The sequence below is a fragment of the Prochlorococcus sp. MIT 0603 genome, from assembly GCF_000760215.1.
Taxonomy (GTDB): Bacteria; Cyanobacteriota; Cyanobacteriia; order PCC-6307; family Cyanobiaceae; genus Prochlorococcus_E.
Genome location: NZ_JNAW01000004.1, coordinates 60,391 through 86,298, shown reverse-complemented (window position 1 = coordinate 86,298; position 25,908 = coordinate 60,391). Strand labels below are relative to the sequence as shown.

34 protein-coding genes and 2 pseudogenes are annotated in these 25,908 nt (G+C 38.6%); 14 read left to right on the top strand and 22 right to left on the bottom strand.

From position 1 onward, the window contains the following. Positions 1-58: 58 nt before the first annotated feature. From EV07_RS10085 to EV07_RS09980, 3 genes are all read right to left on the bottom strand, one after another. On the bottom strand, positions 59-580 hold the full coding sequence (locus EV07_RS10085) for a hypothetical protein (protein ID WP_036919062.1): 522 nt from the start codon (positions 578-580) through the stop codon (positions 59-61). 1 nt (position 581) lies between these two features. Continuing rightward, positions 582-854, bottom strand: coding sequence for an OsmC family protein (locus EV07_RS10080; protein ID WP_241434031.1), 273 nt, complete (start codon positions 852-854; stop codon positions 582-584). Positions 855-997: 143 nt separating this feature from the next. Further along, positions 998-1,168: a hypothetical protein gene (locus EV07_RS09980; protein WP_193742736.1), complete on the bottom strand. Its 171-nt coding sequence runs from the start codon at positions 1,166-1,168 to the stop codon at positions 998-1,000. Between the two features lie 466 nt (positions 1,169-1,634). On the opposite strand from EV07_RS09980, the gene EV07_RS07465 reads away from it, so the two are divergent. From EV07_RS07465 to EV07_RS07445, 4 genes are all read left to right on the top strand, one after another. Continuing rightward, complete coding sequence (locus tag EV07_RS07465; RefSeq protein ID WP_241434030.1) at positions 1,635-1,964, top strand: hypothetical protein; 330 nt, start codon at positions 1,635-1,637, stop codon at positions 1,962-1,964. A 564-nt stretch (positions 1,965-2,528) separates the two neighbouring features. Continuing rightward, a complete protein-coding gene (locus EV07_RS07455; RefSeq protein ID WP_036919056.1) occupies positions 2,529-2,825 on the top strand; it encodes a DUF1330 domain-containing protein in 297 nt (98 codons plus the stop codon). Between the two features lie 129 nt (positions 2,826-2,954). Next, positions 2,955-3,377 carry a DUF3804 family protein gene (locus tag EV07_RS07450; protein WP_081936970.1) on the top strand — a complete coding sequence of 141 codons (423 nt, stop codon included), beginning with the start codon at positions 2,955-2,957 and terminating at the stop codon, positions 3,375-3,377. 217 nt (positions 3,378-3,594) lie between these two features. After that, on the top strand, positions 3,595-3,774 hold the full coding sequence (locus EV07_RS07445) for a hypothetical protein (RefSeq protein ID WP_036919050.1): 180 nt from the start codon (positions 3,595-3,597) through the stop codon (positions 3,772-3,774). A 188-nt stretch (positions 3,775-3,962) separates the two neighbouring features. Here the strand turns inward: EV07_RS07445 and EV07_RS07440 are convergent, their stop codons facing one another. Further along, on the bottom strand, positions 3,963-5,150 hold the full coding sequence (locus EV07_RS07440) for a serine hydrolase domain-containing protein (protein WP_036919047.1): 1,188 nt from the start codon (positions 5,148-5,150) through the stop codon (positions 3,963-3,965). 516 nt (positions 5,151-5,666) lie between these two features. On the opposite strand from EV07_RS07440, the gene EV07_RS09975 reads away from it, so the two are divergent. Genes EV07_RS09975 through arfB form a run of 3 tightly spaced genes read left to right on the top strand, consistent with a single transcriptional unit; the run spans position 5,667 to position 7,140 of the window. Then, positions 5,667-5,816 carry a hypothetical protein gene (locus EV07_RS09975; RefSeq protein WP_193742754.1) on the top strand — a complete coding sequence of 50 codons (150 nt, stop codon included), beginning with the start codon at positions 5,667-5,669 and terminating at the stop codon, positions 5,814-5,816. 3 nt (positions 5,817-5,819) lie between these two features. Next, positions 5,820-6,686 (top strand): DMT family transporter, encoded by an 867-nt coding sequence (locus EV07_RS07435; protein WP_036919044.1) that lies wholly within the window; start codon positions 5,820-5,822, stop codon positions 6,684-6,686. 31 nt (positions 6,687-6,717) lie between these two features. Then, positions 6,718-7,140 (top strand): alternative ribosome rescue aminoacyl-tRNA hydrolase ArfB, encoded by a 423-nt coding sequence (gene arfB / locus EV07_RS07430; RefSeq protein ID WP_036919043.1) that lies wholly within the window; start codon positions 6,718-6,720, stop codon positions 7,138-7,140. 237 nt (positions 7,141-7,377) lie between these two features. On the opposite strand, the gene EV07_RS07425 is transcribed toward arfB, so the two are convergent. The 7 genes and pseudogenes from EV07_RS07425 to EV07_RS07415 form a co-directional block, all read right to left on the bottom strand. After that, complete coding sequence (locus tag EV07_RS07425) at positions 7,378-8,235, bottom strand: PD-(D/E)XK nuclease family protein (protein WP_036919040.1); 858 nt, start codon at positions 8,233-8,235, stop codon at positions 7,378-7,380. 4 nt (positions 8,236-8,239) lie between these two features. Beyond that, positions 8,240-8,404 (bottom strand): hypothetical protein, encoded by a 165-nt coding sequence (locus tag EV07_RS09970; protein ID WP_193742737.1) that lies wholly within the window; start codon positions 8,402-8,404, stop codon positions 8,240-8,242. Next, positions 8,405-8,590 carry a hypothetical protein gene (locus EV07_RS09465; protein ID WP_036931517.1) on the bottom strand — a complete coding sequence of 62 codons (186 nt, stop codon included), beginning with the start codon at positions 8,588-8,590 and terminating at the stop codon, positions 8,405-8,407. Then, entirely contained in the window at positions 8,587-8,733 is a 147-nt protein-coding gene (locus EV07_RS09965; RefSeq protein WP_193742771.1) for a hypothetical protein, read from the bottom strand. Before EV07_RS09965 ends, EV07_RS09465 begins: the two co-directional genes overlap by 4 nt. Then, positions 8,693-8,869: pseudogene (locus EV07_RS09460) on the bottom strand (DnaB-like helicase C-terminal domain-containing protein); the annotation flags it as partial. The gene EV07_RS09965 and the pseudogene EV07_RS09460, both read right to left, overlap by 41 nt. Positions 8,870-8,884: 15 nt before the next feature. Beyond that, on the bottom strand, positions 8,885-10,399 hold the full coding sequence (locus EV07_RS07420; protein WP_036919038.1) for a sensor histidine kinase: 1,515 nt from the start codon (positions 10,397-10,399) through the stop codon (positions 8,885-8,887). A 1-nt stretch (position 10,400) separates the two neighbouring features. Then, positions 10,401-10,982: a response regulator transcription factor gene (locus EV07_RS07415; protein WP_036919036.1), complete on the bottom strand. Its 582-nt coding sequence runs from the start codon at positions 10,980-10,982 to the stop codon at positions 10,401-10,403. A 231-nt stretch (positions 10,983-11,213) separates the two neighbouring features. On the opposite strand from EV07_RS07415, the gene EV07_RS07410 reads away from it, so the two are divergent. The 4 genes from EV07_RS07410 to EV07_RS07395 all read left to right on the top strand — a co-directional run bounded on the left by EV07_RS07410 (position 11,214) and on the right by EV07_RS07395 (position 13,764). Further along, the gene (locus EV07_RS07410; RefSeq protein ID WP_036919034.1) at positions 11,214-11,549 is read left to right on the top strand and encodes a hypothetical protein; all 336 of its coding nucleotides are present in this window, start codon (positions 11,214-11,216) and stop codon (positions 11,547-11,549) included. Positions 11,550-11,551: 2 nt separating this feature from the next. Beyond that, complete coding sequence (locus EV07_RS07405; protein ID WP_036919031.1) at positions 11,552-11,815, top strand: hypothetical protein; 264 nt, start codon at positions 11,552-11,554, stop codon at positions 11,813-11,815. 74 nt (positions 11,816-11,889) lie between these two features. Beyond that, the gene (murA, locus tag EV07_RS07400; protein WP_081936981.1) at positions 11,890-13,173 is read left to right on the top strand and encodes a UDP-N-acetylglucosamine 1-carboxyvinyltransferase; all 1,284 of its coding nucleotides are present in this window, start codon (positions 11,890-11,892) and stop codon (positions 13,171-13,173) included. Between the two features lie 312 nt (positions 13,174-13,485). Continuing rightward, the gene (locus EV07_RS07395; protein ID WP_036919740.1) at positions 13,486-13,764 is read left to right on the top strand and encodes a DUF3764 family protein; all 279 of its coding nucleotides are present in this window, start codon (positions 13,486-13,488) and stop codon (positions 13,762-13,764) included. A gap of 207 nt (positions 13,765-13,971) precedes the next feature. Here EV07_RS07395 and EV07_RS09960 read toward each other — a convergent pair whose 3' ends face one another. After that, positions 13,972-14,112 (bottom strand): hypothetical protein, encoded by a 141-nt coding sequence (locus tag EV07_RS09960; protein ID WP_193742770.1) that lies wholly within the window; start codon positions 14,110-14,112, stop codon positions 13,972-13,974. Positions 14,113-14,198: 86 nt separating this feature from the next. Between EV07_RS09960 and EV07_RS07390 the strand changes: the two genes are divergently transcribed. Next, the gene (locus tag EV07_RS07390; RefSeq protein WP_036919025.1) at positions 14,199-15,146 is read left to right on the top strand and encodes an oxidoreductase; all 948 of its coding nucleotides are present in this window, start codon (positions 14,199-14,201) and stop codon (positions 15,144-15,146) included. Between the two features lie 379 nt (positions 15,147-15,525). Here EV07_RS07390 and EV07_RS07385 read toward each other — a convergent pair whose 3' ends face one another. The 3 genes and pseudogenes from EV07_RS07385 to EV07_RS09525 form a co-directional block, all read right to left on the bottom strand. Next, positions 15,526-16,317, bottom strand: coding sequence for an SIMPL domain-containing protein (locus tag EV07_RS07385; protein ID WP_036919022.1), 792 nt, complete (start codon positions 16,315-16,317; stop codon positions 15,526-15,528). A gap of 333 nt (positions 16,318-16,650) precedes the next feature. Continuing rightward, positions 16,651-17,283, bottom strand: a complete 633-nt coding sequence (locus EV07_RS07380; protein ID WP_036919020.1) for a HupE/UreJ family protein — start codon at positions 17,281-17,283, stop codon at positions 16,651-16,653. Between the two features lie 37 nt (positions 17,284-17,320). Then, positions 17,321-17,631, bottom strand: a pseudogene (locus tag EV07_RS09525) (DnaB-like helicase C-terminal domain-containing protein); the annotation flags it as partial. A gap of 585 nt (positions 17,632-18,216) precedes the next feature. Between EV07_RS09525 and EV07_RS09955 the strand changes: the two are divergent. Both EV07_RS09955 and EV07_RS07375 read left to right on the top strand, forming a co-directional pair. Beyond that, a complete protein-coding gene (locus tag EV07_RS09955) occupies positions 18,217-18,378 on the top strand; it encodes a hypothetical protein (protein WP_193742739.1) in 162 nt (53 codons plus the stop codon). Between the two features lie 543 nt (positions 18,379-18,921). Then, on the top strand, positions 18,922-19,209 hold the full coding sequence (locus EV07_RS07375) for a hypothetical protein (RefSeq protein WP_052043947.1): 288 nt from the start codon (positions 18,922-18,924) through the stop codon (positions 19,207-19,209). Between the two features lie 99 nt (positions 19,210-19,308). Here EV07_RS07375 and EV07_RS07370 read toward each other — a convergent pair whose 3' ends face one another. From EV07_RS07370 to EV07_RS10145, 7 genes are all read right to left on the bottom strand, one after another. Further along, the gene (locus tag EV07_RS07370) at positions 19,309-21,120 is read right to left on the bottom strand and encodes a gamma-glutamyltransferase family protein (protein ID WP_052043948.1); all 1,812 of its coding nucleotides are present in this window, start codon (positions 21,118-21,120) and stop codon (positions 19,309-19,311) included. Between the two features lie 227 nt (positions 21,121-21,347). After that, entirely contained in the window at positions 21,348-23,042 is a 1,695-nt protein-coding gene (locus EV07_RS07365; RefSeq protein WP_036919018.1) for a protein adenylyltransferase SelO, read from the bottom strand. A 72-nt stretch (positions 23,043-23,114) separates the two neighbouring features. Further along, positions 23,115-23,495, bottom strand: coding sequence for a hypothetical protein (locus EV07_RS07360; protein ID WP_036919016.1), 381 nt, complete (start codon positions 23,493-23,495; stop codon positions 23,115-23,117). Positions 23,496-23,812: 317 nt separating this feature from the next. Then, positions 23,813-24,109 (bottom strand): hypothetical protein, encoded by a 297-nt coding sequence (locus tag EV07_RS07355; protein WP_241434028.1) that lies wholly within the window; start codon positions 24,107-24,109, stop codon positions 23,813-23,815. Positions 24,110-24,426: 317 nt separating this feature from the next. Further along, a complete protein-coding gene (locus EV07_RS09950) occupies positions 24,427-24,756 on the bottom strand; it encodes a hypothetical protein (protein ID WP_036919013.1) in 330 nt (109 codons plus the stop codon). 145 nt (positions 24,757-24,901) lie between these two features. Then, positions 24,902-25,315: a pyrimidine dimer DNA glycosylase/endonuclease V gene (locus EV07_RS07345; protein ID WP_036919011.1), complete on the bottom strand. Its 414-nt coding sequence runs from the start codon at positions 25,313-25,315 to the stop codon at positions 24,902-24,904. Between the two features lie 39 nt (positions 25,316-25,354). After that, the gene (locus tag EV07_RS10145) at positions 25,355-25,486 is read right to left on the bottom strand and encodes a hypothetical protein (RefSeq protein ID WP_275040989.1); all 132 of its coding nucleotides are present in this window, start codon (positions 25,484-25,486) and stop codon (positions 25,355-25,357) included. Positions 25,487-25,908 lie beyond the last annotated feature (422 nt).

Genomic DNA, 25,908 nt, shown 5'->3' with positions numbered 1-25,908 from the left:
GGTTGGCATGTAGGCAGGAGATAACTGCATGCTTCATTTGGCTCAGATAGAAACATTATTAGAATTGTTGCGAGCCTTCTAGTTGTAATGGATTTAGCTCAATTCTTTTTATTCTCTTGTTTTCGTATACCCAAAAAATAGGTTCTGTAGCTTTTGCCTCTCTCAAATCTTTTCTTTCTCGCAGGCTTACAGGAATAAACTCTTTGTTAGGGTCAAAGCCCTGTTTTCTTATTGATTGATTGATAACAATACTTCCTTCTTTCCCTGAAACTGATCTGTGATAAGTCCCTATAGGAATTTGCAGTGCTCCCATCTCTCGCCTTAGAAAAATCACATGATGAGGTTCATCCCATGAAGGATTTAGCAAAGTGAATGTTCTTTTGCCTTCGATAACTAAGTTATGATCAACTTGAAACTGGTGTACATAATACTGTTCAAATTCCTCGTCATTAGGAGGAGATGTCGCACTTCCTCGATGCATAACGACATCGCAACCATTCGATGCTCTTACTCCTGCATCGAAGAAAGTAACCTGAGGTGTTTCTCTGAAAATTTGAATAGGGGTGAATTCAAGATGCATTTTAATACCTCCTTTTATTAGTGATCCAATGGACTGTGAGCTTTAATGAGCTTTTCAGGCTTCTTAGTACCGGGCAATCTTCAGTTGCTTTCTGAAGAACTTTTAACCTCTCTATCGATAAATCAATAGGCATGAAAAGTTGAATAGAAATTGATTCAATTGCCCTGGGTCCTTTTAGAGTCATCTTTTTATTAACCTCTGCTGTTATCTCTCCTATATCCCAACCTTCTCTTTTAGCTGAAATACCCATAACTGTCAGAAAACACGTTCCCAACGCAGTTGCGACTAAATCAGTGGGTGCGAAACTCTTACTTTCTCCCTCGTGATCTATAGGTGCATCGGTTGTTAGTGTTTGCCCTGAAAGAGTATGGAGAGCCTCTGTATGTAAGTTCCCAAGATATTTACAAATAATCTTGTTTACACTTCATACAACTTGCAGTTGGCTTTTGTTGGATTGCTAAGGCATTCTGCTTCCCACTTAAAAATTTTATCTGCTTCTGGTTTTGGCAAATTGTAATTGAAATCGTGCATCCTCCAGACGTCACTTACTGCGCCGTTAAGGATGGTGAAAGGTGATACCAGCTTCATAATCCTCCTTGTTGATTGCTAAGACTATATATGACGGTTAAATCATTTGCTCAAGAGGGTTTATACCTATTTATACGTCTATTTAATATTGTCTTAATTATCTCCTGAGTGTATTCTTGTCTCTCATTAGTAGAGATGCTGAAGTTACTCTTTATTATGCCTACTTTAAATTAGCCCTATATGTTTGAATGACTCTAATTTCAGAAAAACCGGTAGAGTGAATAGATTATTCTTCCTATCAGCTTTCTTTGGCTGCGTTTAACGTTCAGCTCGACTCTTTCTATCAGCTTTCTTTGGCTGCGTTTAACGTTCAGCTCGACTCTTTCTCCCTGTATACATAGGTGATTGCTTATCTCTTGCTTCGGTTATTACTGGGGGGTTGTGTCGTAGAGACCGAAGTTCGGTGTAGATACCGCATCATTTTCTACGGTTTATATCACCATCAAAAACAACTACTTGGCGCATAGTGAATTTGTTGTTCGCATTCGTAGTGATGTATTCAGTTACTCGTTTCTCTCTTGCTCCTTCTTTCTATCGTCCTGTTTATGTCATCTCTGATAGCGAGATGGCTCAATTAAAAGTTCAACACCATCAAGAGGAGCTTGATTCAGTAGTTGATCAACGAAAACGATTAGAGGATGCTTATGAGAAGCAGAGAACACATTTGCTTGAGCGAGAGAAATCTCTTAAGAGTGAGTTGAAAGCTCTGGCTCCATCTGCAAGTAACCCTGTTAAAGAAACAGTTGATAAAGCTGTTGATGCAATTAAAGACACGGCTAAGAAAGTAGTCGCATAGGGTTTGATTGCACAGAAAAAAGCCCTGCTCAAACAGGGCTTTAGCAGATTTATTTCTCTTGGCGTAAAGATCAGCTGTTCCATCAGGAATAAATCTTGCACAATTTTCTAATTGAACTTCAATTGTGTGACCCATCGCAGAGGCAATATTTGAGTCTCATTGAGATAGGAAAAGTTTGAACAGAGTTTGAACAGGATTTTCTTAATCCTTAAGATCCCTTGGTATAAAAGCAGGCTCACTCTTCATTAGCCAGTAGTTAATTTCTTTAGTCATACCAAGGGATCTTAGCAAAAATTGTTGCTAGTATGAGGCTTTTTTGGGGTACTCAAACCCACCAAATAACTATGCGTTCAAAATAAATTAATATAGTCGTATTTTTATCTAAAAGTTTAAAAGTCAGGATACAAGAGGCACCCCTCTCTTTTGATGCAATTCTCTTCGCTGTAAAGGTTTCAGGAGCTGTAACTTCGATTTCGTACCGAGTGACTTTTGTATTTGATTTTCTGACGTACATTTTCAAATTGCAAGGAGTATGTAAAGCTGTTTTGAATTGATTTTTTTCTGATGGCCAAGGGTTTTTGGATTGTCACAACAACCGTTACTAATCCAGCATTTGCTGAATATGTTGAAGCATTTCAACCCTGGGTTGAATCATTAGGAGGAGCAGTCTTTGCTAAAGATATGGAGTCAAAAACTGTAGAAGGACAAGGTGGAAAATTAGCAGTGATTATCGAGTTCCCATCCAAAAAAGCTGCAATTGACGCTTATAACAGTGCTGAATATCAAGAATTGAGCAAGTTGCGTTGGGCTAATTCCAGTGATACCAATATCACGATTTTGGATGGTGGAGTAACTCATTAAGAAATATCCCATTCACTCCAAGGCTTAGATGATGATTAGATAACGAGGGTTGTAATTTAATCAAATTAAGACGTTTGCCGTGAGCTTTTGCTCAAAAAAATCAAACGATATAGGCAGCTTCTCTCTTGTGTGAGATCCTTTAAGCAAACATTTTTTAAAACATTGCCCTCAGATTCTCAACAGATACAAGCTCTTATTACAGGTTTTGCAAATAGAGCTGAAAACAAGTCTTTTTTGACCTCTAATGTCACAGAAGATTTCTTAGCTATTAGACCAAGTGGTAACCCTATTACGGCAGAAGGTCTTATTGGAATGTATAACAACGCAGACTTGGTTGTTGAGCTTTCTGAACTAGTCAAGATTCATCGTTTAGAAGCAAATTCAGACTGGGGCTTCTCTGCTTTTACTTTGAAAGAAGCATTTAGTTATAAAGGCGAGCAAAACAATGATTTATCTAGTTATTCAATGATTTTCAAAAAGGTAGATGGAACTTGGAAGATTTTTTGGATGCAAAGATCATCAGGGAATACAGATCTGTCAACTTGGGACTAATCTGTACCCTATTCGAAGTCCTTCTTTAGATAAGTTGGTTTTAGTCATTAAATTAAGCAAGAGAATATTCGGTATCCGTTGCTACAATAATATTACACTTATCTCTTCGCTTAGAGGCTTATTTAGTATCCGTTGCTACAGTTTTAGAACGTTCGTCCCTTTTCTGGGATGCATGCTTTGACAGCAGGGAACGGGGCTGTCATTTCGGAGGAACGTCATGAACACTCTCCCACTAATTCGCTCTAAAATTAAAAGAGCTGAGCGCATTCACAAGGCTCAGTTAATTGCAACTGCTCACGGAAGTAAATATCACGACCAGTCAGATTTGAATGCTAACTCTGTTTACAGAAAAGAGAAGGCTAATCGACTTCACAATGCTCAATTAATGGCGTTTTAAAAGTTCGAATAAAGTTCGAATGGATTTTGATCAAAAGCTGAGATCCATTGGCATGAAGGACGCTCACACTTCATTGGCCAGTAGTTAATTTCCTTTGGTGCCATGGGATCTCAGCGATATTGCGATGTGTGGATGGATTAACATTCGCACCCTCATTTCTTCATTCTATTTTAACCAAGTTTTGATTACTAATCCCAACGATTGTATTTACTGATCAACTTCAAACTGTCTGTGATAAAAGAATATTCAGGTATTTCAGTTGTTGTGAAAGGATTTGGTCCTTTGTTGATCAAAATTACAGCACCCTTCTTACCGTCTTTGCTGATGATAGAAAGTGAGAGATAACCAATATTTGATCCACTGTGAGAAATGTAGTCACCCTTTGGATCTTCCTGAGCATTTTTGTCAACAATAAAAAAACCTAGGCTACGTGTCGGCGTTGAACTCGGAATAATTAAAGCTTCAGCTAGTCTTTGATTAATTAGAGGACCTTCTCCTTTGAGTGCACGGGTGAAGGCTAAATTGAAGAGAGCTAGATCGGTCGCTGTTGTCCAGAGTAGACCTGGGGAGAGGATAGTGCTGCGCATTGGGGCTTTTTTATGCACACTGCCATCGCTGTCGTAAGGAATGGCTATTGTTGAGGAGTCTTCTAGGAAGAACTCGTCGTCAAAAGTACTATTCATCATTTTTGCAGGTTGTATCACCAACTCGTTCATCAATCTTTTGAAAGGTTTGTCGCCGACGTCTTCAATAGCAGGCTGAAGCACTGAGTAACAGCCATTGCAGTATGCAAACTTTTTGCCTGGTACGTTGGTTACCGTTACTGGGGGATTCGTTGCAGGCGGTTTACCATTTAAAAACTGCTTTACCGTCGGCAAAATTTCTTTAGGACCACAGCAACCGTCTGGATAAGGTGAGGTAAGTGCTGCAGTATGATTCAGTAGCATCCTAAAAGTAACTGGCACTTTTGCTGTGAATTGATTCTCTGGGATTTTCCAGCTTTTAAGATAACGGTTTACTGGTTCATCTAACGCGATTCCTTTATCAGCTAGTAGTTTTACTACGGCTAGAGATGTTTGTACTTTGGTGATTGAATTAGCGGTAAACAAGGTAGACGTTGTTACCTCACGTTGAGTGATTTTATCGGCTATCCCGAAACCCTTTGCCCAGGATATCTCCCCGTTATCAATTACTGCGATTGAGGCGCCAGGGATATCCATCTCTTGTCGTAGTGATTCGATTGAATTTTGAAGTCTGCGATTTGACAGGTTTGTTAGAAAGGTTGGTTTGGCAGTAATTGATTTAGCAATGATCAGTAAGAAAAGACCTGAGCTGGCCACTGTTAATATTTTTACTGCCAATTTATTAATGGTCATTTTGCCCTTCTTGATGTTTATATTTTTAGTATATAAAGTTTTAATGGACCGCCCTTAATTGCTTGTCGAAGCTAGCATGAGAGCAGGCTTTCTTTTTACTAGCGAGTAGTTGGGGTTAGTGATTCGCAATGCCTTCTCAACATTGATAAACAAAGATAGACACGATCAAAAGATCTTTCAGTCAATATACAGCGCCAAAATCAGGAGTAATGTTTAGGGAGTGAGGGGTTGGATGCAGGTTCCCTTCACGCGTTATTGGAATTGGATTGCAGACCCCTTCTCTTCATTGCTACAAGCCTTGCTAATAAAGGGATCTTCCAACTCTAATCTAATATGAAATTTTATTCAAAGAAAAATAATTGATTAGACTTAAGGAACTTAAACAACTTATGAAGAAAGTCCTATTGATGAAGACGACTTACCTTGGTAAGAGAGAATGGATCTGGGCCTAATAGTTATAAGTATATTTTGCTATATTTTAGAAAGGCTTTATGATCAACCTATTTCGAACCTGTAGTGAAAAAAAATCTTCCAGTATTATTTGCTCTTTTAATGATTTCTGCTCCTGTACTTGCTTGGGGCTGGGGAGGTGATGGTGATTGCCCTTATTCGAAGGACAAAGCAAATCAAGAGAAGACAGAGCAAGTAGACGAGTCAGATAAGTAAGTTTTGTTTGGGATTATTTCTGCGTTAGGAGCTGCTAGCTCTTGGACATATGCTTGTTACTTATGGAGACAGCAGACTAAATACTTTTCTGCTGCACAAATAAATATAACGAAAAATATAATTGCTTTTATTATATTCTTACCGGTCATCTTGACTTTTGACTTTCAATCTAGTTTTAAAGATATTTTTATTCTTTTTTTAAGTGGAATTATAGGAATTTCTGTAGGTGATACTTTTTATATAATATCTTTGAAAAAATTAGGTACACGTCGTACTCTTACTGTTGAAGCTTTATCTCCCATTATTGCAACCGTTTTAGGGGCAATTTTTCTGAAAGAGATACTTCCTATTAAGGTATGGTCAGGAGTTTTTATAGTAAGTATTTCTTTGCTAGGAGTAGCTTTTCAGAAAACTATAAATACTCAAAATATAACATCAAATAAAGATATAAAAGAAGGCTTTATATTTGCTATTCTTTCAGTATTATGTGCTGTGATAGCAGCAGCCTTGTCAAGAATTGTCCTCATAAACTCTGATTTAAACCCATTCCAAACTACAGAAATCCGATTGCTTGGAAGCATTTTTGCTTTCCTTCCTTTCCTAAGGAAACAATTGATTTATTCAGTTAGAAAGATTTCTTTGGAAAATAAGCTTAGTCTTTTATTTGCAACATTTTTGGGGACAAATATAGGAATTTTGTTACAGCAAAATGTCTTTAAATTATTGCCTATTGGATTAGGTTGGACACTTTTAAGTACTTCTCCTGTAATGGCACTTTTCTTAGCAAGAATGGAGGGAGAGGAGATTAATTGGAAAACTTATGTATTAACTGCAACGACAATACTGGGCGTCGGAATGGTATTTATTTGAGAATTAGTTAGTAGCAAATTAGAAAAGAAAAATGAATCTAAAGATTAACTATAAACTAGAAATACCAGCTAACGAAATAGAGTGGCGATTCTCAAGATCATCAGGAGCAGGTGGACAGAACGTAAATAAGACAGACAGTCGCGTTGAGATTGTCTTTAACATATCTGAATCAAGAACTTTAACTCCATACCAGAAGCATAGAATGTCAACTCAAGATAAGATTAAACTCATCAATGGTTGTATTTGCATAGCCGTTCAGGATAAGAGAACCCAATATCAAAATAGACAATTAGCTTTAACTAGACTTGCTTCAATTATACGAGAGCTCTTAAAGTCACCTCCAAAGAAGAGAAGGAAGACGATTCCAACACGTTCATCTCAAAACAAGAGAGTTGAGTCAAAGAAGAAACGAGGTGAATTAAAGAGAATAAGACAATCAAAGATAGATTATTAATGTTAAGCATTCATTGACAGAGCTATGCCTAAAACTTTCCTATGAAAAATGTGTGAATGGATTTCTTTAATGGCTTCTAATCCTTGTTTATATTTTAAATCTAACTGTTTATTCGCCAGTAATTAATTTCTTTTTTGGTATGGTATGACTGTGCTGTGGCGCTAGAAGTGGAAGTTTGAATAAGCGTATGAGAGATCTCAGTCAAGTGATTTTTTGATATTTGTATTATCTCTTAAATCAATAAAATAAACTTCTTTGAATACTTTGACCTCGTTTAAGTCCTTCTGGATGAACTGCTTTTGCGTACTGATCTGAATATGCACAGTTCTTACAGCATGCATTAGCTTCTGGGATTTCGTATTGGTTCATCAGAGTAATCATCTCATCAACTTTGCTTTCTATCCAATTGCTATTCCACTTGTAAGGAACTAGATACTCGTCAAAGTTCATTGTTTTATGGAATCCATCTTCATCTCTCTTGGCATTGCACACTAAGAAGTAAGACGTTGGATGAACATCAAAACCCATCCCCGATAAAAGGTAGGCATAGAAGTCCATTTGGATTTTATATCCCTCATGGTATGGATCATCTAAGTAATCTTGTTTATCCACTCGAGCATTCTTTGCTTGAGATTTGTAGTCAACAATTATCAATTGCTGAGTGTTTGTATTCTGCCAAATATCATCAACACCTCCCGTCAAAATAATACTTGAGGTTTTATATCTGAGCATCAAACCATAGTGAAGAGAGTCCCTCCAGTTATCCATTTCCGGGTGATCAAATGGGATAACATGACTCAATCCATTAGGAGCAAATAAACGGTGTGCTGTATGGGTTTCTCGGCACTCATCAAACTCTTTTTTTAGTAGTAAGTCAGTTGTTTCATTCAGAGTCCAACCTGGAGTCCCAGGAGGATCAAGACCCATTACTCGATCTAGATAGAAACATCTTTGACAGGTGAGGAAATTAGAGAAACGACCTCTACTAATCTTGAAATCTTCTTTTTGATTAGGGGTGTAAGAAGACGATTCTCTACTACGTACCCCAGTTGCTTTTACAGGTTCTTTTTTACCATTGCGTTTGAGGTCGATCATTTATTCAATCGGTTCTTATTATTCCCATGTTCCCCGTTTCTCTACCTTTTTTCATCGCTCCCTTGACTTTTTCGTAATAAGCAACTTCTTCTGGATCTTCTGAACCAAGACCATATCCCATAGTTGCAGCAATATAAATTTTGTGTTGTCTATGATGACTAAGAGTCATTTAACTATTGCTCCAGTACTTCAGGATTGATAGAACAGTTATCGCAATGATTCCATAAGTCCATATAGCCGCACTGTTATTAGATAGTCGTTCCATCCAAGTAGGAAGACCTTTGTTGTTGATGATCAGAATGTAGATGAACCCAAGAATTAATAGAGGAACGATAAGCGCTAGAAAGGGATTCATTCGCTATGAAGAGTGGAATCTTGCAAATCGTAACTGAAACGATATTTTTTAACAGCTGCAAGGACAACTTCCCAACCTGAGGCTTTGTTGATTTCCATTTTTCTAAGCTGCCAAATGCCTGAACCTTGTGTGCTGCGGTTCAAATAGGAGTTTCACAGTATCATCTAGACCATTGCGAGGCTTGCAAGTGATGAGTTCTGTAATCTCCTTGTCCTCTGTTTCAGGGTTATAATACTCATCTCGATAAACCATTACGATCATATCTGCATAGCTTTCCATTAAGAAGTCCTACGTCTAATTTGGTTTTAGCCAAATTTTTACTTTTGCGCCTCCAAGTTCTTGTGAATTAGTAAATTGAATCTTTCCGCCATTATCGTCTATAACTCTTCGGACAATCATTAAGCCAAGACCCATTCCATTTGAATGAGACTTAAACCTTTTCTTCCCATCAGGAACACAAAGAGGATCGAATCCACTGCCTGAATCCTCAATCTCACAGTATACATAGTTAGAGAAATATCTAACATATATACGAATGACACCATTCTCGCCAGCAGCTTTAATTGCATTGGAGAGGAGATTCCTAATAGCTGCTTGCAATTGAATCTGTCCAGCACTCACCTGAGGCAATTCATTTTCTATGGAGATATTTAAGTCTTGATCTAAACGATCTAACTCTTGCCGCAGTTGTGTAGATGATGTTGCTATCGCATCTTTTAAATCTGCTGAATTTGAATCCCTGATTCCTGCCAAAGTTAAATCTTGAATGGATCGAGTATTTAAAACTACAGAATTTAATTCATCTAGGCTTTGCTCCGCTTGACTCTTCAGTTCTGAATAAGAAGATGAAAAATCTGACGGTGCATTTATATTTTTTTCCAAGGAAGTAACAATTCTTTCAAGCCTTAATCTTAATCGAATTAATGGTTGTCCAATTTCATGGATCACTGCTCCTGCTGCATCTCCGGCTAATCGAGAGCGACTCAAAAGTTTTTCTTGCTCTAGATATTTGCCAGAGATTTGTAAAATCAATCCCAAAACACCAAGAGCAACAACAATCCAAGCAAAGGTAGATAAAAGTCTTAAGCCTTGAAGGGGCTCTAACATTTGAGGTGTTATATCAATGCGCTCTAATAGGATTCTTTCTATGAATGATCCCGTAATTAGCAATGCAATCATTGCTAAAAGTGGTCTAAGCAGATAAGTTCGTCGTTCTAGCCATATGGGTCTTCTGAATGGCAATAGCAAAAGAAGCAAAGGCACTAACAGCAAGGAGCCAAGAGAGTCTCCAAGCCACCAGAAGAACGCGCCATTAACGTAACTTGAATCAAGTAATGCAAAATTAGTGATTTTCAAATTGCTTGAATTAGCAATTCGATAGAACAAAAATGTTGCTGCTGCTGGCCAATTCCCTAAAGGCCCAATAATTAAGAGAAAGGTTGTTAGTCTAGAAATTCTTGTTAAAGGGTCATTTAAAAGATTCTTGCGGATTAGCATCCATCGAACAAACCCTGCTTGGGCTGAAGCTGCAATAGCCACCGGTAGCATAAATGGTTGAAAAGAAAAACCTGCATTGGGATCAAAAGCTGTTCCAAGAAAATTGCCAATTGCTAAACCAGGCAGGACTATCCAACCATGAGATATCAATAATGCATTAGCTAATCCAGAAGCTGGCCATAAGGTTATAGCTGTCGATTGCCAAGCAAAAGCTTCTTTAGCCAATAATGCAAGTAAAAAATATCCTGATATTGCAAGTAAATTAATAGAAATTAAACCAACAAATTTTTTCAATTTATAATTGATCAGCATTTTACGAAACCTTAGGTAGGTTCCTTGAAAGCGTTACCAAGGCAGAACCTTTAATTCCTAATTTTCGTGTAATTTGTCGTCTATGTGTCTGAGCGGTAGAGAAACTAACATCTAATTTCTTGGCAATTTGCGCAGTATCGAGTCCTTCTCCAATAAGGTGAAGAAATTCCAATTGTCTTGGCGTAAGACTATTTAAGTCAGGGAAAGTGGTGTCAAATTCTCTACATATCTCCCAAACTGCCTCTCTTAATGGTGCTAAACCATCAGCCTTATTAATCAATGCATGTACGCTTTTCAAAAGAGTTGCAGGTATTGCATATTGATCAGCTTGTGCAGTAAGTATTAAAACTTTAGCGTTGGATTTAATTTGAACGAACTCTTCCGCCAATTCAATACCTGATCCGTCTGGAAGGAGTAAGTCGACCAGAATCCAGTCAGGAGAGCTTTGGGAAATTAATTTACGTGCATCAAAAAGGCAAGAAGCCTTTCTGACTACCCCCCCTAGGGGATTGATCTGACTAGATAGCTCTTGGCTTAAAAAATCCAAGAGAATGAGATCATCTTCGACAATTAATACATTCAACAACGCTTAGGAAGACTAAATAAACAATAGACAGCAATCGAACAATCCGCCAAGCCCTTATGAAAATGTTAAGCGCCACTCCTCCCCTTTTTCAGGGGTGATAGTATATGAGTACAGAGTATACCCATTGATGGGTATACTAAGGCATATTATTAAAGCAAGCGCTTCTCTCTTGAAGCGATAGCAGGCTGGTGATGGGGCACTATCTTCTGCGATTTATTCGCTTGTGTTATGGCTTTTTTCCAATATCTATCTGAAGTTGATGGTGATTGCTTGTTTAGCAGTTTCACCCAGGCGCTTGCGAATGTTGGATTGGATGTTTCAAATGAATTCAGTACCCCTGCTCAAATCTTTGCAGAGTGTAAAAGCGTAGATGATGATTACAAATCCAAGGTAAATGTCTTAATTTCTTGGAGTGATAAAAGTAAAAGGGAATGTTCCATTGAAGTTAGAAGTGATGAGCCTTTCTTAAGAAGAGATACTTGTTGTGAAAAAGTTCATGGTCAATTGCGCGAGGTGATTCCACCTAAAGATTTATCTGTTTTATTGAAGAGTCCTGAAGTTTAGGGATGAACTGTAAATCATTTATTGCAATGCTCTCCATCTTTGCGCCTTTTTCATTTATTGAACAACCATTAATAGAGGTATCAAATAACTGTGTTACTCCATATCGCATTGGCCTCTATCTAGGAACTTCTGGCTATAGAGCCACCACGAGTCACGAGGATTGTGCTGCAACTAAAGCTGCTTTAGTTGCAGACTGTTGGGAAGCAGGTGATCTGCCTTCCCAAAAAAGATACTGCTCTAACTTGAATCAAGAAAATTATTTTTAACCTCCCTTTGTATGAGTATTCCTAAAACTGAAAATAATTTGACTCTCGATCAAGATCATCTATCTAGTAAGTGCTTGCAAGTTCTAGGAAGTCAAAGCTTATCTGGTCATATAAGAGTTAGTGGTGCAAAGAATTCTGCGTTGCTCCTTATGGCTGCAGCGTTACTTGTAGATAGGTCTGTTTCTCTCTCTAATGTCCCTCTACTTGCTGATGTTGGTGCGATGTCTAAGCTATTAGTCTCTATGGGTGTAGAGCTGAGACGCAATAAGAATCAATTAGAGCTAATGACCAGTCGACTAAGTCTTCCCTCAAATGATTTGTCTTGCGAAGCTTTTCATTCGCTTAGAGCAAGTTTCTTCTGTATAGGTCCTCTCCTTGCGAGATTTGGAGAAGTCAAAATTCCATTGCCTGGTGGTTGCAGAATAGGTGCAAGACCTATTGATGAGCATATCCAAGGATTGAGAGCCTTAGGAGCAAGAGTGGAAATTGAGAATGATTATGTTGCTGCAAAGGTGATTAGTCCTCGAAAACGATTAACCGGTGCACTTGTCAAATTCAATTGTAAAAGTGTTGGAGCAACTGCAACTATTTTGATGGCAGCGACTCTTGCTCAGGGAACGACAATTCTCGAGAACGCCGCACAAGAACCTGAGATTAATGATCTCGTAACTATGTTGAACAAGATGGGTGCCAAGATTCAAGGTGCAGGAACTTCTCAGATCACTATTGAAGGAGTTGATCATCTCAATGGGTGTAGCTATACGGTCATGCCAGATCGTATTGAGGCTGGCACATTTCTTGTCGCAGCTGCGATTACACGTTCTTCTTTAACTATTTCTCCCGTTATTCCAGAGCACTTAGGAGCAGTCATTTTAAAGCTACAAGAATGTGGCTGTTTAATCGAATACTCAGGTGAAACTCTAAGCATCATTTCAAGAAAAAATCTTCAAGCAGTCGATCTAATAACAAGTCCATTCCCAGGATTCCCCACGGATCTACAAGCTCCCTTTATGTCTCTGATGACTACGGTTAACGGAAGATCAAAAATCCAAGAAACTGTTTTTGAAAATAGAATGCAGCATGTTGGTGAATTACAGAGAATGGGAGCAAAGATTCTCCTAGAAGGCAATACTGCCTTTGTTATTGGTAGCAACAATTTAAAGGCAACTTCTATTACGGGAGGGGACTTAAGATCTTGTGCTGCAATGGTCTTGGCAAGCCTTGCTGCAAATGGAACAAGCGTTATCCATGGTTTGATGCACCTCGATAGAGGTTATGAAGATTTCGCGGAAAAGCTCAATGCAGTTGGAGCAAATATTTCCAGAATTCATTCTAATTCTCTAACCAACCTTGAATGAGTTTGGCTAAAAGTTTGAAGAGAGTTTGAACAGGATTTTCGAATCCCTTCTAATCCCTTGGTATGAAATCAGGCTCACTTTTTATTAGTGAATAGTTAATGCCTGTCATATCATTTGATTTGGGTGAATTGTAGTGTGTTAATACTATTTGAAGGAACCTGTGCAGGAAGCCTCCTTGTCTTGTTTTTCTTATCCTGAACTTATTGCTATTAGTTTTGAGAAATGCTTTTGTCAGGGGAGCCTGAAGAGATGTTCGCTGGCACAGAAATATTCTTCAAAGTCTGTCACGCTAACTTCAATTGCACTTTTTTGATGTCATTGGAAACCACTGTCGTAACCTTCAAACTCAATGGAACTTTTTCTGAATGGTCAGCCATTTTTGACAGTGATGAAGCGAATAGAAGGCATGCAGAGCATGGCATCAACCCGTTATATAGAGGTGTTAATAAAGAAGACCCTCAGGAGGTGATTGTTATTCATCAGCATCAGGAAGGGGATTTAGATAAGTTCCTTGCAGCTAATGGTGATTGGATCGCTACTCATAATGTTGATATGACCAGCTTTGATCAGTCAGTTTGGACTGCTGATTAGTTACTTTGCTAATAAAGATCAAAAATTCAAAGCTGAATTAATGAAATTTTCTGCTTTACAGCAATACGGAATCGTCGATCTCATTATGAGGAAATCTGACCTTGTTAGACCAATAGTTATCCATTAAGCGATCCTCTCATATGGAAACTTCTAAGTGGAAACCAACTGCAGAAGAACGTGAGGTGATGGAAGCGGTATGGATGCAAGTTAAAGGTGCATGCGAGAAACTAAAAGAACAAACCAACGCTCAAAACGAACACATCCACAAGATGCTGCAAGAAATGGCAGATCGTTATTATTCATGAAATGCTTATTAATTGCTGTACTAGCTGCGCTTGCATTGCTCACTGCAGTTAACGCTTCAACTTTTTATCTTCTTGTTTCATGTTTAGATAATGAATAACTTTAATATTCATACTTTTAACGAAAATTAAATGGCTTGGTCTATCAATTCAATTCCTAGTCAAGAAGGCCGAACAGCTTTTGTAACTGGTGCAAATAGTGGTTTAGGCTTCGATACATCACAAGCTTTACTTGAAAAGGGTGCAACTGTAATCCTTGCTTGTCGAACATTAGAGAAAGCAGAGAGATCACGACAGAAACTTCTTGATGAAACTAATTGTGGGAAAATTGATGTACTAGAGATAGATCTTGCTGACTTAGAAAAAGTAAATAAAGCACTAGATAAAATTGCTGTCAAATATAAAAAATTAGATCTTTTGATTAATAATGCTGGTGTAATGGCTCCTCCTGAAACATATAGCAAACAAGGGATTGAACTCCAATTTGCAGTCAATCATCTTAGTCATATGGCTTTGACTCTTAAGTTGCTGCCACTAATTGCTAAACAGCAAGGGGGACGTGTTGTAACTGTTTCTTCTGGAGCTCAATATATGGGCAAAATTAAGTTGGATGATCTTCAAGGAAGGGGAGAATATGATCGATGGTCTTCGTACTCTCAAAGCAAGCTTGCGAATGTTATGTTTGCTTTAGAGCTGAGTAATAGATTACAGCAATCAAATTTAGATATTGCCTCGTTGTCTGCCCATCCGGGCTTAGCTAGAACGAACTTGCAATCTACATCAGTAAAACTCAATGGATCTTGGCAAGAGGCCTTAGCCTATAAATTAATGGATCCGATGTTTCAGAGTTCTCGGATGGGAGCTCTCCCTCAACTTCTTGCCGCAACTGAACCAACTGCAAAAACTGGAGAGCAATATGGACCTAGGTTCAATTTCAGAGGTTATCCGAAGCTTTGTCGTATAGCACCATTAGCTTTAAATAGCAATGAAAGAGAAGAGCTATGGCAAGTGAGTGAAGAACTTATTGGAGATGTAGTTGACATAAGTAAAGGGAAAGAACTTTTGAGTAAAAAGAAATAGCTATTCTTGTTCAAAACTTTTGAGACGAGTTTTGATTTTTGCTGACTCTCGAGCTTAGATTCTTCAACAAATGCTGATCCTTATAACTCATGAAATGCTTGTTACTCCCTCTATAAACCGAATTTGGTTTACCAAAAGCAGCTGATTACTTATGGTTCCAATATGACTATAAAGAGTTGCTATAAGTTCTACTTTTTACTGGCATTGTGATTTTTGGGCTATTGCTCCCCTCCCAGATTTACCTTGAAGTAGATTTTATTTGGCTAATTCGGTCAATTGAGAACCAGCGGTTGTTTTTATTATTAAGTGAAACTCCGCCATGCTGAATGCTCTAATCACATAGCTTTTCGCTATGGAGGTTAACATAGTCAAGGGATTTTTATTTGACCGCAAAAGTGACACCCATAACGGCAGTGATGTCTTTTTTGATTGTGCTTGTATCATAAGAGCCCCAACTGCTAACGCGTGTTGAATTAGGCACTGTGATTTGAAAAACACCAGTATTTACCCTCTTAACACTGCCAAGTGTTGAGCCTGTCTCACGGACAATTGCTTCTGCACGAATGCGAGCATCCTTAGTAGCTTTGGCAAGCATATCTATTCGTTTCCCAGCAAGTTTTGTATAGGTAAATTTGGGCCTGCTAGGCTTTACCATTATCCCTTGACCAAGTAATTTACTTATTTTTCGATGTACTTTATTAATATTGGCGACGTCTGAGCTTTCTATCTCTATTGATTGACTAGTTAGCCAATCAGTAGAAATAATTTTACCTGTTTTATTGTTTTTAGTAACCTGTTTTGATGTAATAGCAGATCCTAATTCTATTGTTTGGTAGTCATTCGTCTTGAGGCCATAGCTATTAAGGAAGTCAATTGTTTTTTTCATTGACTTCGTATGGTTTTGGTAAGAATTAATCTGAGAAGATCCTTTGGTCTGAACCTTGATGTCCCATTTTGCCATATCACTTTCGATGCGTTCTGTACTGGCTCCAGTAACAGTGATTGTGTCCTCTGCAGGTTTTAGCCCTGACACTAAGATTTTGGTCGCACTTGTAAATCCGATGAATCCCCCTACTGAGAGGATGGACATTGCGAAAACAAGAGGAGGAGTTCTGCGAAATATTTGAACGGAGTTAGTGGATAAGGTTTTCAAAAATGAAAAGGCTTTCATGAGGATTTCGTGGAAGTTGTGAGGAGGAAGTGGTAAGTGAAATCAAATCTTTTTCTTGGCCTTATGTAACCCCTAGCTGACCAATCAATTTTCATTTCACCACGAATACACTTGTCAGGTGTGCCAATTTTTGAGCCGGTTCCTGATCATGCCTTATGAATTAAAGGCTTGCAATAGTACAAATGATTTCTTGCTGACCAGGTAGAGGCTTATCGATGTCTTTCTAAGGCATTAAGGTTGAACTTGATTTTTTAAAGGGTTGATATCTATTCTCATTTTTGTGGACTCTTGATTAGTGATGACGTAAAAAAACTTGTTTAAAATTCAAATTCTTTAGTCCACTATGGCAACCCAGGAGAACGCTGAGCCTATCCCTATCCATATTCCAGCAGTTAAGAGTCGTTCATTTGCCCCTAGCCAATTAATGCTTTTTTGAGATATTGCCGTAACAAAGAATAGTAAAGCTGTTTGAGAAAGCAGAAGACCTAAAAAATAACCTATTAAAGGTGTAGCTTCAGCTCCAACAATTGTGCTTCCAAGCAAGAAGCCGTGTAAAGAAAACATGGGTAAGAGCCATTTTGAACTCACAAAATTCAGAATAATCAAGCCTTCTATTGCCAAAGATAAAGAGACAAGTGCTTCTGCCCATGGAGCTAATAAACCAGGTAAAGGAAGTAACTGTGCTAGTGCACTTCCTGCTAAAGCAACAGCCAAAAGTGGAAAGATCCATTTCTTGGTTCTTTTTAGTCCCAAAAGGGCTATGCCTAGCATAAAAAGCAAATGATCAGGTCCAAGCAATGGATGCCCGACACCGCTAAGTAGAGCTTCCCAAGCTGAAAGTGCAGAACTATCGCCCATCCCAAAAGGATGATGGGCCAAGGCAGGATTAGCTACAAGAAGTGAGCACAAAAATAACGGAACTAAAGCCATAAAAAAATACTTACGTTCTAAAAAAGGAAAAATCATAGGATGACTCTCGTCGAATTGAGAAATAATGTGGTTTTTACGCAGTTACATTTCTGAATCTTGTGTACTGCGTTTCAAATAGAAGTTTTACAGTACCAATGGGACCATTGCAAGGCTTACAAACGACGAATTCTGTAATGCCTCCATCAATAGTTTCAGGGTTGTAGTACTCATCTTGATACATCATCATAACGAAGTCAGCATTGCTTTTATTGAGACTTATTCACGAAGATCACTCAACAAAGGTCTTTTGTTAGATCGAGACTCAAGTCTTCTGTTTAGTTGGGAAAGGGGAATGACTGGGACGTTAAGTTCTCCTACCATTGTTTTTAAAAGTTTGGTGATTCTACGGCTCCATATGGTTCCACTATTATCCCTATATCCTTTCCAGCGATGGAGGAGGATATTGGTTGCTAATGATTAGTATGTATGCGAATCAAAGCATGAACAGAGGAGTAACCAACGATAGAAAGATAGTTATATGCTATGCCTCTGCAATAATTGAGCTTAATTAGGAAAGCTAGAAAGTTGTGATAAGCCTTCCTATTTGAGATTTTTGCAGTCTGAACTCAATGATTTCACTGAGAGTAAAATATTTATTTATTCAGCATAAAGAGCATTCTTATAAGACCCCTACTTTTAGTGAGAAGAGTTAAGCAATGTTGTTGTAACTGAAAATAAAATAAATCATTAAATTATATATATTTTGATTAGGTAATTGCACTTATAATAATTTAAGGAAATCTTTTTAGATTAATTTTAATTTTCTTAAATCTGTTGCGCGAACTGCTCTTAAGAAGGAATTGATTAGGTTGGCTTAGAGCACTCGCATTGAAAAATAATTTAGGTAAATATTCTTAGGTACTTTATGTTAATAGTAATAATTAAAAATTTTATGATAAAAATTGCTTCCGTTCTGGAGATATTGAAACCATGTCTAGCATTAAAGGTGAAAAAGAAGATTCCAATCCTAAACCATTAAATCCAAGGGATTTATATTATAATTGCATTACAGCATGCTCATTAAATGATGAGGATATTGAATGCTTAACTGAATGTGTAACTACTTATTATGAAGAGGTGTTGGAGCAATGATAAAAATCACACCTATTTAATCACAGTCCTAAAGGAGCCTCAATCACTTGTTTTAATAATAAAAATAAGAGAATTATTCAATCTTGTACTGCTCGACTTTGTAGATATTCAAAAGATTTAAGATCGGCAAAAAACAATTAGAAGACCTTGAGACTAGCTTTTTATTAAGATCGCAACAAGTCGTTAATGTCCCTGACCAGCGTAGAATAATTCTTAAATGGACTTCAGATGGAGAGCTTTCTCAGTAGATATGGCAAGAACTCTAGAGTGCTTAACAAATCCAACACTTAGACAGTGCGAATTGGCTTGCATTGTGGATGATTCGGTATAAAACAAAAGAGTATTTCTAACTTCTTTTAGAGACCATTATTGAGCTAAAGTTTCCCGTGGAGAAGGAATCAGCTTGCGAGTATGGGTTGTAGCTACTTTGAAGAACCCCTTGTCATCAAAGCCCTTTGATTTTTAATTAGTCATTGGCTTGCTTTTTGTTTTGCCATGTCTATAGAAATTAGTTATAAATAGGAAGCCTTATTAACATTGATAATGCTCACTATTCTTACTGTGCTTTTCTCCTTGTTTTTCATTGGTTTAACTGGATGGACTATTACAACTTACGTAACCAAAGAAGAATTTCAGAAGCTAATTAAAGAAGAACTTAGTAACATGTTCGAGATTACTAAGATGTTTTTTGTATCTATCAAGAGTCTTATTCAGCTTTTGATAAAAGCTTCCTTCCCTTCAGTTTTAGATGAGTCAATTGAAATAGATGATCAGCTTTTAAAATTTGTTCCAAAAACTTCTGATAAACAAGAAGAGAATAAGGCTGCTTAAGCCTAGTGTTTTCCAGTATAGGATTGCAAGAATCGCAGAGATCGATTGACATTAAAGCTGGTATTATTTTCATTAGTTAGCAGCTTCGCCCTCGCTCTGCTATTTGACGAGCCTATTCCCCTTTACTTGCAAGCTTACTGCTTTCCCTTCTCTTCTTGGGTCAGCAGCACCGTGCCAGCTTCCATTATGCCATTTGATTACAGCTAGCCCACTGCTAAAAGAACTATATTTAATTTGGTGGCTAAGACTTGTTAGTTCTTTATAGATATTCGCATCGGCTTTTGACCAGTTACCATTTTTTTCAAGCACAGTGTAATCAGGGCGAACTGATAGTAACTTTTGGCTAACTACTTCTATGGGCGACAGATCTAAATCCAGAGCACCAATTAATGCATTTGTTATGTAATGGGGGATAAGCCAGCCACCTGGTGAGCCAAGTGCCAAAACTGGACGATCATCATGAAAGACTATAACTGGAGACATAGAACTCATAGGACGCTTATTGGCTTTCATCCGATTAGCAATTGGTTTCCCTGAGATGTTGGATACAAAAGAGAAGTCCGTTAGTTGGTTGTTTAAGACCATGCCTCCAGACAAATACCTGCTTCCGAATACCGTCTCGACTGAACTTGTATAGGAGGCGATATTGCCATCTATATCAACTACTACTAGATGTGTTGTGCCTCCACCGGTCGTGCGTGGCTGACTTGCTAAATCTAGTAATTCACTACCTTTTGGCTTCCCTGGTAAAGGGCGGAATGTTGTAATACTTGTCTTAATAGCATTTGCTCTATTCTCAATATAGTCCTTATCTAGCAACCCTTCGAGTGGAACTGGCCAATCAATAGGGTCTCCTATCCAGTGAGAACGATCGGCATCTGCAAACCTTAAAGATTCTGCCAGAAGGTGCCAACGGCTAATCGTCTTTTCTGGGGCCCTTTTTGTTGTCAAAAACTCATATGTCCCAAGAGCTTGTAATACAGCAACTCCTCCCCCGCTTGGAGGTGGAAAAGAACAGATTTTCCATGTTCTGTATTTGCGACAGATAGGGTTGCGCTTCTGGACTTTATAATTTGCTAAATCCTCGTAAGTTATTGTTTTAACTTGTTTATTGCTTTTCTGATGAAGTTGGAGATTATCTATAATTTCATTGGCGATTTCCCCTCGATAAAATTCATTACTACCCCCCGTTGCGATACGGCTTAAGCTTGATGCCAATTTGGAGTTGCGAAATGGAATCTTTTCATTTGGGAGAGATCCATTAGGGAGATAGAGAGATTTAAAAGTTAGACTATGGTTAACCCCTAATGTCTGTGCTAAAGAGATTGATCTAAGTAAGCGAGGACTCGGAATGAATCCCTCTTTAGCAAGTTGAATACTCTCTTTGAAATTAGCTTCCCAAGGCAAACGTCCAAACTGTCGGTGACCTTCCCAAAGCAATGCCGTTGTCCCTGGAACTCCTATTGCTGAGAGGCTTCTAGTCGCTTGTGGCCATGGAACTCCTTCTCCAGTAGATGTTGTCCAAATACCCTCTTCGACTTGACCTGGGGCAGATTCTCTACCATCAAGTGCGGATAAAGATTTTTTTGCCTGGTCCCAATACAACAGAAAAGATCCACCTCCTAAACCTGAGCTTTGCGGTTCAACAACAGCAAGCACTGTCTGAGCTGAAACCACAGCATCCATTGCGGTGCCGCCCTTTTCCAAGGTCTTAAGAGCTGCGTCACTTGCTAATGGATTAGCAGTAACAACAACAGCCTGTCCTCTTGCAGATGACACTCTGGCCTTTTTTTTATCAATACTTTCTGGTGCCTTCCAGTTAACTTGCGCAATAAGTGGTAAAGGAAGTGAGAACAGAAGAGCTAGCCCGAATTGTTTGTATGTTTTCAATGCACGTTTGAAAAATTTCAATAGAGATAGTTTTGAGAGGATTTGAGATTACTTCTAATCTCAAGGTGACAGAGCATTCACACTCATTAGTCTTTTCTTCCTTTAAGAATTAGTAAGAGGGGTAAGCCTACAGTAAATACAATCCCACAAAAGATAATAGTTAGACCGAGCAGAGAGGTTGGTTCTACTCCCTTTGACAAATTTGCGAGTGTAAAGAATTGAATAAGCATAATTGTTTCTTTACTCTGTCAAGATGAACAGCTGTAGTGGGATATACCTCCTATGTTGAAGAAATTCTTGGGTTTGAGTCGGTTGTACTTCATCTCCACTTCTAATGATTGCTCGTCATAGGGATTGCTGAGAACATCCTGTAGCTCTTTGATTAGGCTGTAATCACCTAGCTCAGCTTTTTCATAAGCGGGTGCGATCATCCATTCACGCCAGGTGTATTTGGGATTAACGCGTTTCATCGCTGCAGATGTCACTTTTAGTTCACCGTTGCCCCTGATGCGATTCCTCCATAGTTGGATCCAGCGACTCCACCGTGCATCAATCTGTTCTGAACTGGTCTGATAGAAGCTCTCTTTCAAGATGGAGAGTTGCTCGGGAATGTTAGATAGCTTTCGGAAAAAGATTGTATAGTCAACTTTGGATAAGGTCATGAGCTCTAGCAGTTCGTTTGTCAGAGTTGCATCATGGCTAATTAAGCCGAGCTTCTTTGCCCACATGGCCTCGATCTCCTGACTCATTGCTTCGGTGAAGCCTTCTCGGATTTGATCCAGCCTTTCCACTGTTGCCGAGTTGTCTTTGAGGAGGGGTCGAATGGCTGCCCAGAACATGTGATAATTTGCTTCAGCAGCAAGAGGTTGATTAAAGAATGAAAAATGGTTGCCACCACCTGTCCATGGCTGGAACTTAGGATCGAACATTTCGCAGAATCCGAATGGCCCATAGTCGAGAGTGAATCCACCCGCAGCGCAGTTATCACTATTGAAATTGCCTTGGCAGTAGCCAATACGTATCCAGTTGGCTACCAATGATATGAGTCGACCGCGAAATAATTGGGCTAGCTCGACTACTTGATCGTTGAAGGGAAGATTTGGATCAATGACCTGCTTATAATTCCTTTCTATCAGGTGCTTTACGATCATCTGTAGCTCGTTCAATGCACCCTGATGTGCATTACTACGGGCACGACGTGCAAACAGCTCAATTTGCCCGACACGTAGAAAGGATGGTGCAACTCGTGTTGTGATAGCCACGGGATTGTCCACGAGTATGTCGGGATCTATAGAACTAGACTCTTTGGAGTACCAGGGCCTGCGCACTGTTTCGGATCGGGACACATATAGCGTTAGAGATCGTGAAGTCGGAACTCCTAGGGCCTGCATGTAGTCTTGCGCCAGAAACTCCCGCATGCTGGAACGAAGTACGGCACGCCCATCGGCTCCACGGCAGTATGGAGTCGGGCCTCCTCCTTTCAGTTGCATTTCCCAGCGTCTACCGTTGAAAAGACCTTCGAACACGGATATTGCTCGACCATCGCCGTAGCCATTTCCTGTCCCAAACGGACATTGTTGGATATATTCAGTTCCGTAGATCGAAAGAGCATAACCAGTCACCCAACCAATAGGACGCATTGGCTTTCGCGCTACGCTAGTGTCGCCTGAAAATAGCTTGCGGAATTGTGCGTCAAGGGCAAGGTTATGGCTCAGTCCTAGCTCGTTAAAGAAGATTTTGCTGTGTGCGATGTATTCCGGAGCTGGGATAGGCGTGGGTGTGACCGGTACGTAATGACCGGAGAAAACTTGGCGAGGGAGGTGATCGTGGCCATTGTCGGTTGCTTGAGGATCCTCTTGGAGTGAATCCATGAGCGAATAGTCAGCCTGTTGTGAAAACTCAGCGAAAGTATTTATTGTCGATGCTTCAAATAGGTTTTTCATATGCTTTTAAGCCTTGGTGATATTTAGCTGCTATGAGAGCTTCATTACCCATACCTTATACTCTTGCTCCTATTATCCACTAGTTGGGTCGCATCTTGGTGGCGTATTAGCTTTTCCCTTGAGGCTCTCAATTTTAGATACATCAAAATCTGCTATCTCAAGTTCATAAAGATCAGCGATCTTTTTCATAGCTAGACCTTCTGAACTTGCCCAAGATTCTGCTAAAACAGCCCAGGTTTTCTGGCTAAATTCAACACTCAATTTTTCATTCTTACTCCTTATCTCATCCATCTTGATGACTTTTTTTAATCCCTGATGACTTAGATGACTTTTGATCCTTAAGAAAATAACTTCTAACATTGAGTAGTAGAACTTTTCCATTGCATTGTTGTAAGCCCATTCAGCATCTTCTTGAGCTTTCTTGGAATATTCATTTGTGATTTCTTGATTCATTTGTTATTTGGTTTGGTGGAATTTTCAAGAAAGAGCTTGTTGTTATTAGGTTTGAAAATTGATTAGACCCTTTTGTTTTGTGCTATTTGATGTTTCCCTTCACATTTGTTGGTGATTTGCCTCTTGTGATGCCTAGAATTTAAGAGATATTGCAATGTCGTTAGACATTACTTCGCAAAATATCTTTTTACTTCTACTATTTCTCATTTGCGCTTTATAGTGATTTTTGGGATAGTTGTTGTTTCTCTTGGCTTGAAGATAATGAGGATTTAGCTGGCAGCAAGATCATACCAATACCTTTTAAAGAATTAATTTTATTATCTAGATTCTTCTTTTATCCATTCTCTATACCATTGCCGATCATCAAGCCATCGAAGTACTGGCCAATTAATGAGGGTAGATGCAATTAGGACCCCGAAAGCTGAAAACTTTTCAGAGCAAGTTACAAATAGAAGAGTTGGTGTAACGGTCATTATTGCCGCAGTAAGTAAAGCTCTTCTCGGGGACATTTTTGTGCGCATTTCTTTTGTTTTTTGAAAAATTTGGATAGAGATTAAAGCGGGTAGGGGAATTGGCTGTAATTCCTTTGGCATTAAACATTGATCAGTCTTCATTAAGCCAATAAGAAATATTTCCAGCCATTGCGAAAGAAAGAGGTAGAGAGATTTTAGTCCTTTTGAGGTTTGATGGGTTGGGAGCATGATCCCTCCCAGTATATTCTTGCCAAATTATCTTGGTTGTGTTTTAGCAGTTTTTTGTACTTTGGGAGCACTAGAACATAGATCTGAATGTTGGCACCTGGAAGTTGCACTCAAAGAATAAAAAAAGTAATTGGAGTCAAAAGGGTGTCAGAAAATCCTACTAAATACTGAGAGCCGGTTTTTTGTAAAGCCCCGGTAGCATCTTTTGTTTAGGCTTGATCTAAATTTACTTAGGTTTTTGGCAACATGGCATACATGGAAAGGATTAAATTAAATCCAGATACTGAGGAAGTTGGAAATACTTTCAAAGTCATTGCAATCTCTTTAACGATTTCACTTAACTTGATTGTCTTAACTTGGTTCTTCTTGTTTTCAGGATTAACTAAATAAATGAACTTGATTGACAACTGGGGAAGAGTATTTGTTGTAATAACCTTTCTAAGCTTAGGAGAAGCCCAGATTAATGGAGGGATAGTTCCAAATGCAATTGCTTTTTTGATGTTTATTGGAGCTGTTGTTTCTTTTGCCTTTACTGGCAAAATGGCAGAGATGTTTGGCATGAAAAAACCGCCTAAATAAAAGGCTGTTTGATTAAAAAATACTTAGTAAATACATTTGATTCTTTACCATTGTTCGCCATAATTCCTCTGGACAAAATCCCCTATTGGATGAAGAACGAGTGCTTTTTTGTCTGCTCTTGGTCAATTATCTTTTTTTATTTGTCCAGCGATACCAAGTGGGCTTTTGATTGATTTTTTCTTTGATTCTTTTTCTTATCAGTTGAATATCTTTTGTTTTAGGCTCCCAGTCTTTATATAAGTCACTTGGCCATTGCTCCTTTTTGAAACGTCGTTCTGGATTTGGACGCATACCACGACTTTGCATTTCATCTATTAGCTCTAAATATCTTTTATGTAGATATTTCCCCTTGTTATAGAAGAACTTCACATGTCCAATGTTTAAGGTGAATTCTTTGGGTAGACTCCCTTTGGTTTTCTCCCAGGTTTTGGACTTTATTGAGCGTTGGAGTGCTGAACCAACCATGAAAATTTCCCTATATTCTGCCAACAAATGTTGATCAGATAATTCATTTGGATTGATCAAGTTGATTCTTGTCATTCAAAAACTTTTTGAAAATCAATGGATGAATCAATTATTTTATTGAGTAGCTTGCAAGATTGGAATCATCTTGCCTCCATCTTGATCGTCATCGTCATCGAATGTACGAGCAAGAAACTCAAGAGCAACAAGCACGGCCATTGGATAAAAACACCAAAGAATGGCTGTCAATGTTGAGATATTCTCCGTAGATGATTGAAACTCCCCTAAAGACATAGCAGTAAAAAATGTTTGATAGTAAGGTCTTTTGTATGTTGAAAGTAGTTGTGATTATTTGGCAGATCTTCTGATTGAAAGATCTCTCCAAAGAAAAGCTCCGATGTAAAGCAAACCAGCCCATGAGCTCAACAGAAGTAAATCAGAGAAACTCATAAGATTCCTATTGACCCAGCAGTGAAACCAACAGCACATAAGAAAGCAAATTCAACCAATTCACGAAATGGTGAATTTAGAACCATAGAAAATTGTTGAGTCATTTTAATTTTTCTTGGGATAGATTTGGTAACAGGCAGGATATGGACTTCCGCCTTGGAATTAGTCAGAACCTTGGGAATATGTGGATTGATCAGACAACCAAAACTTCACCAAAAAAG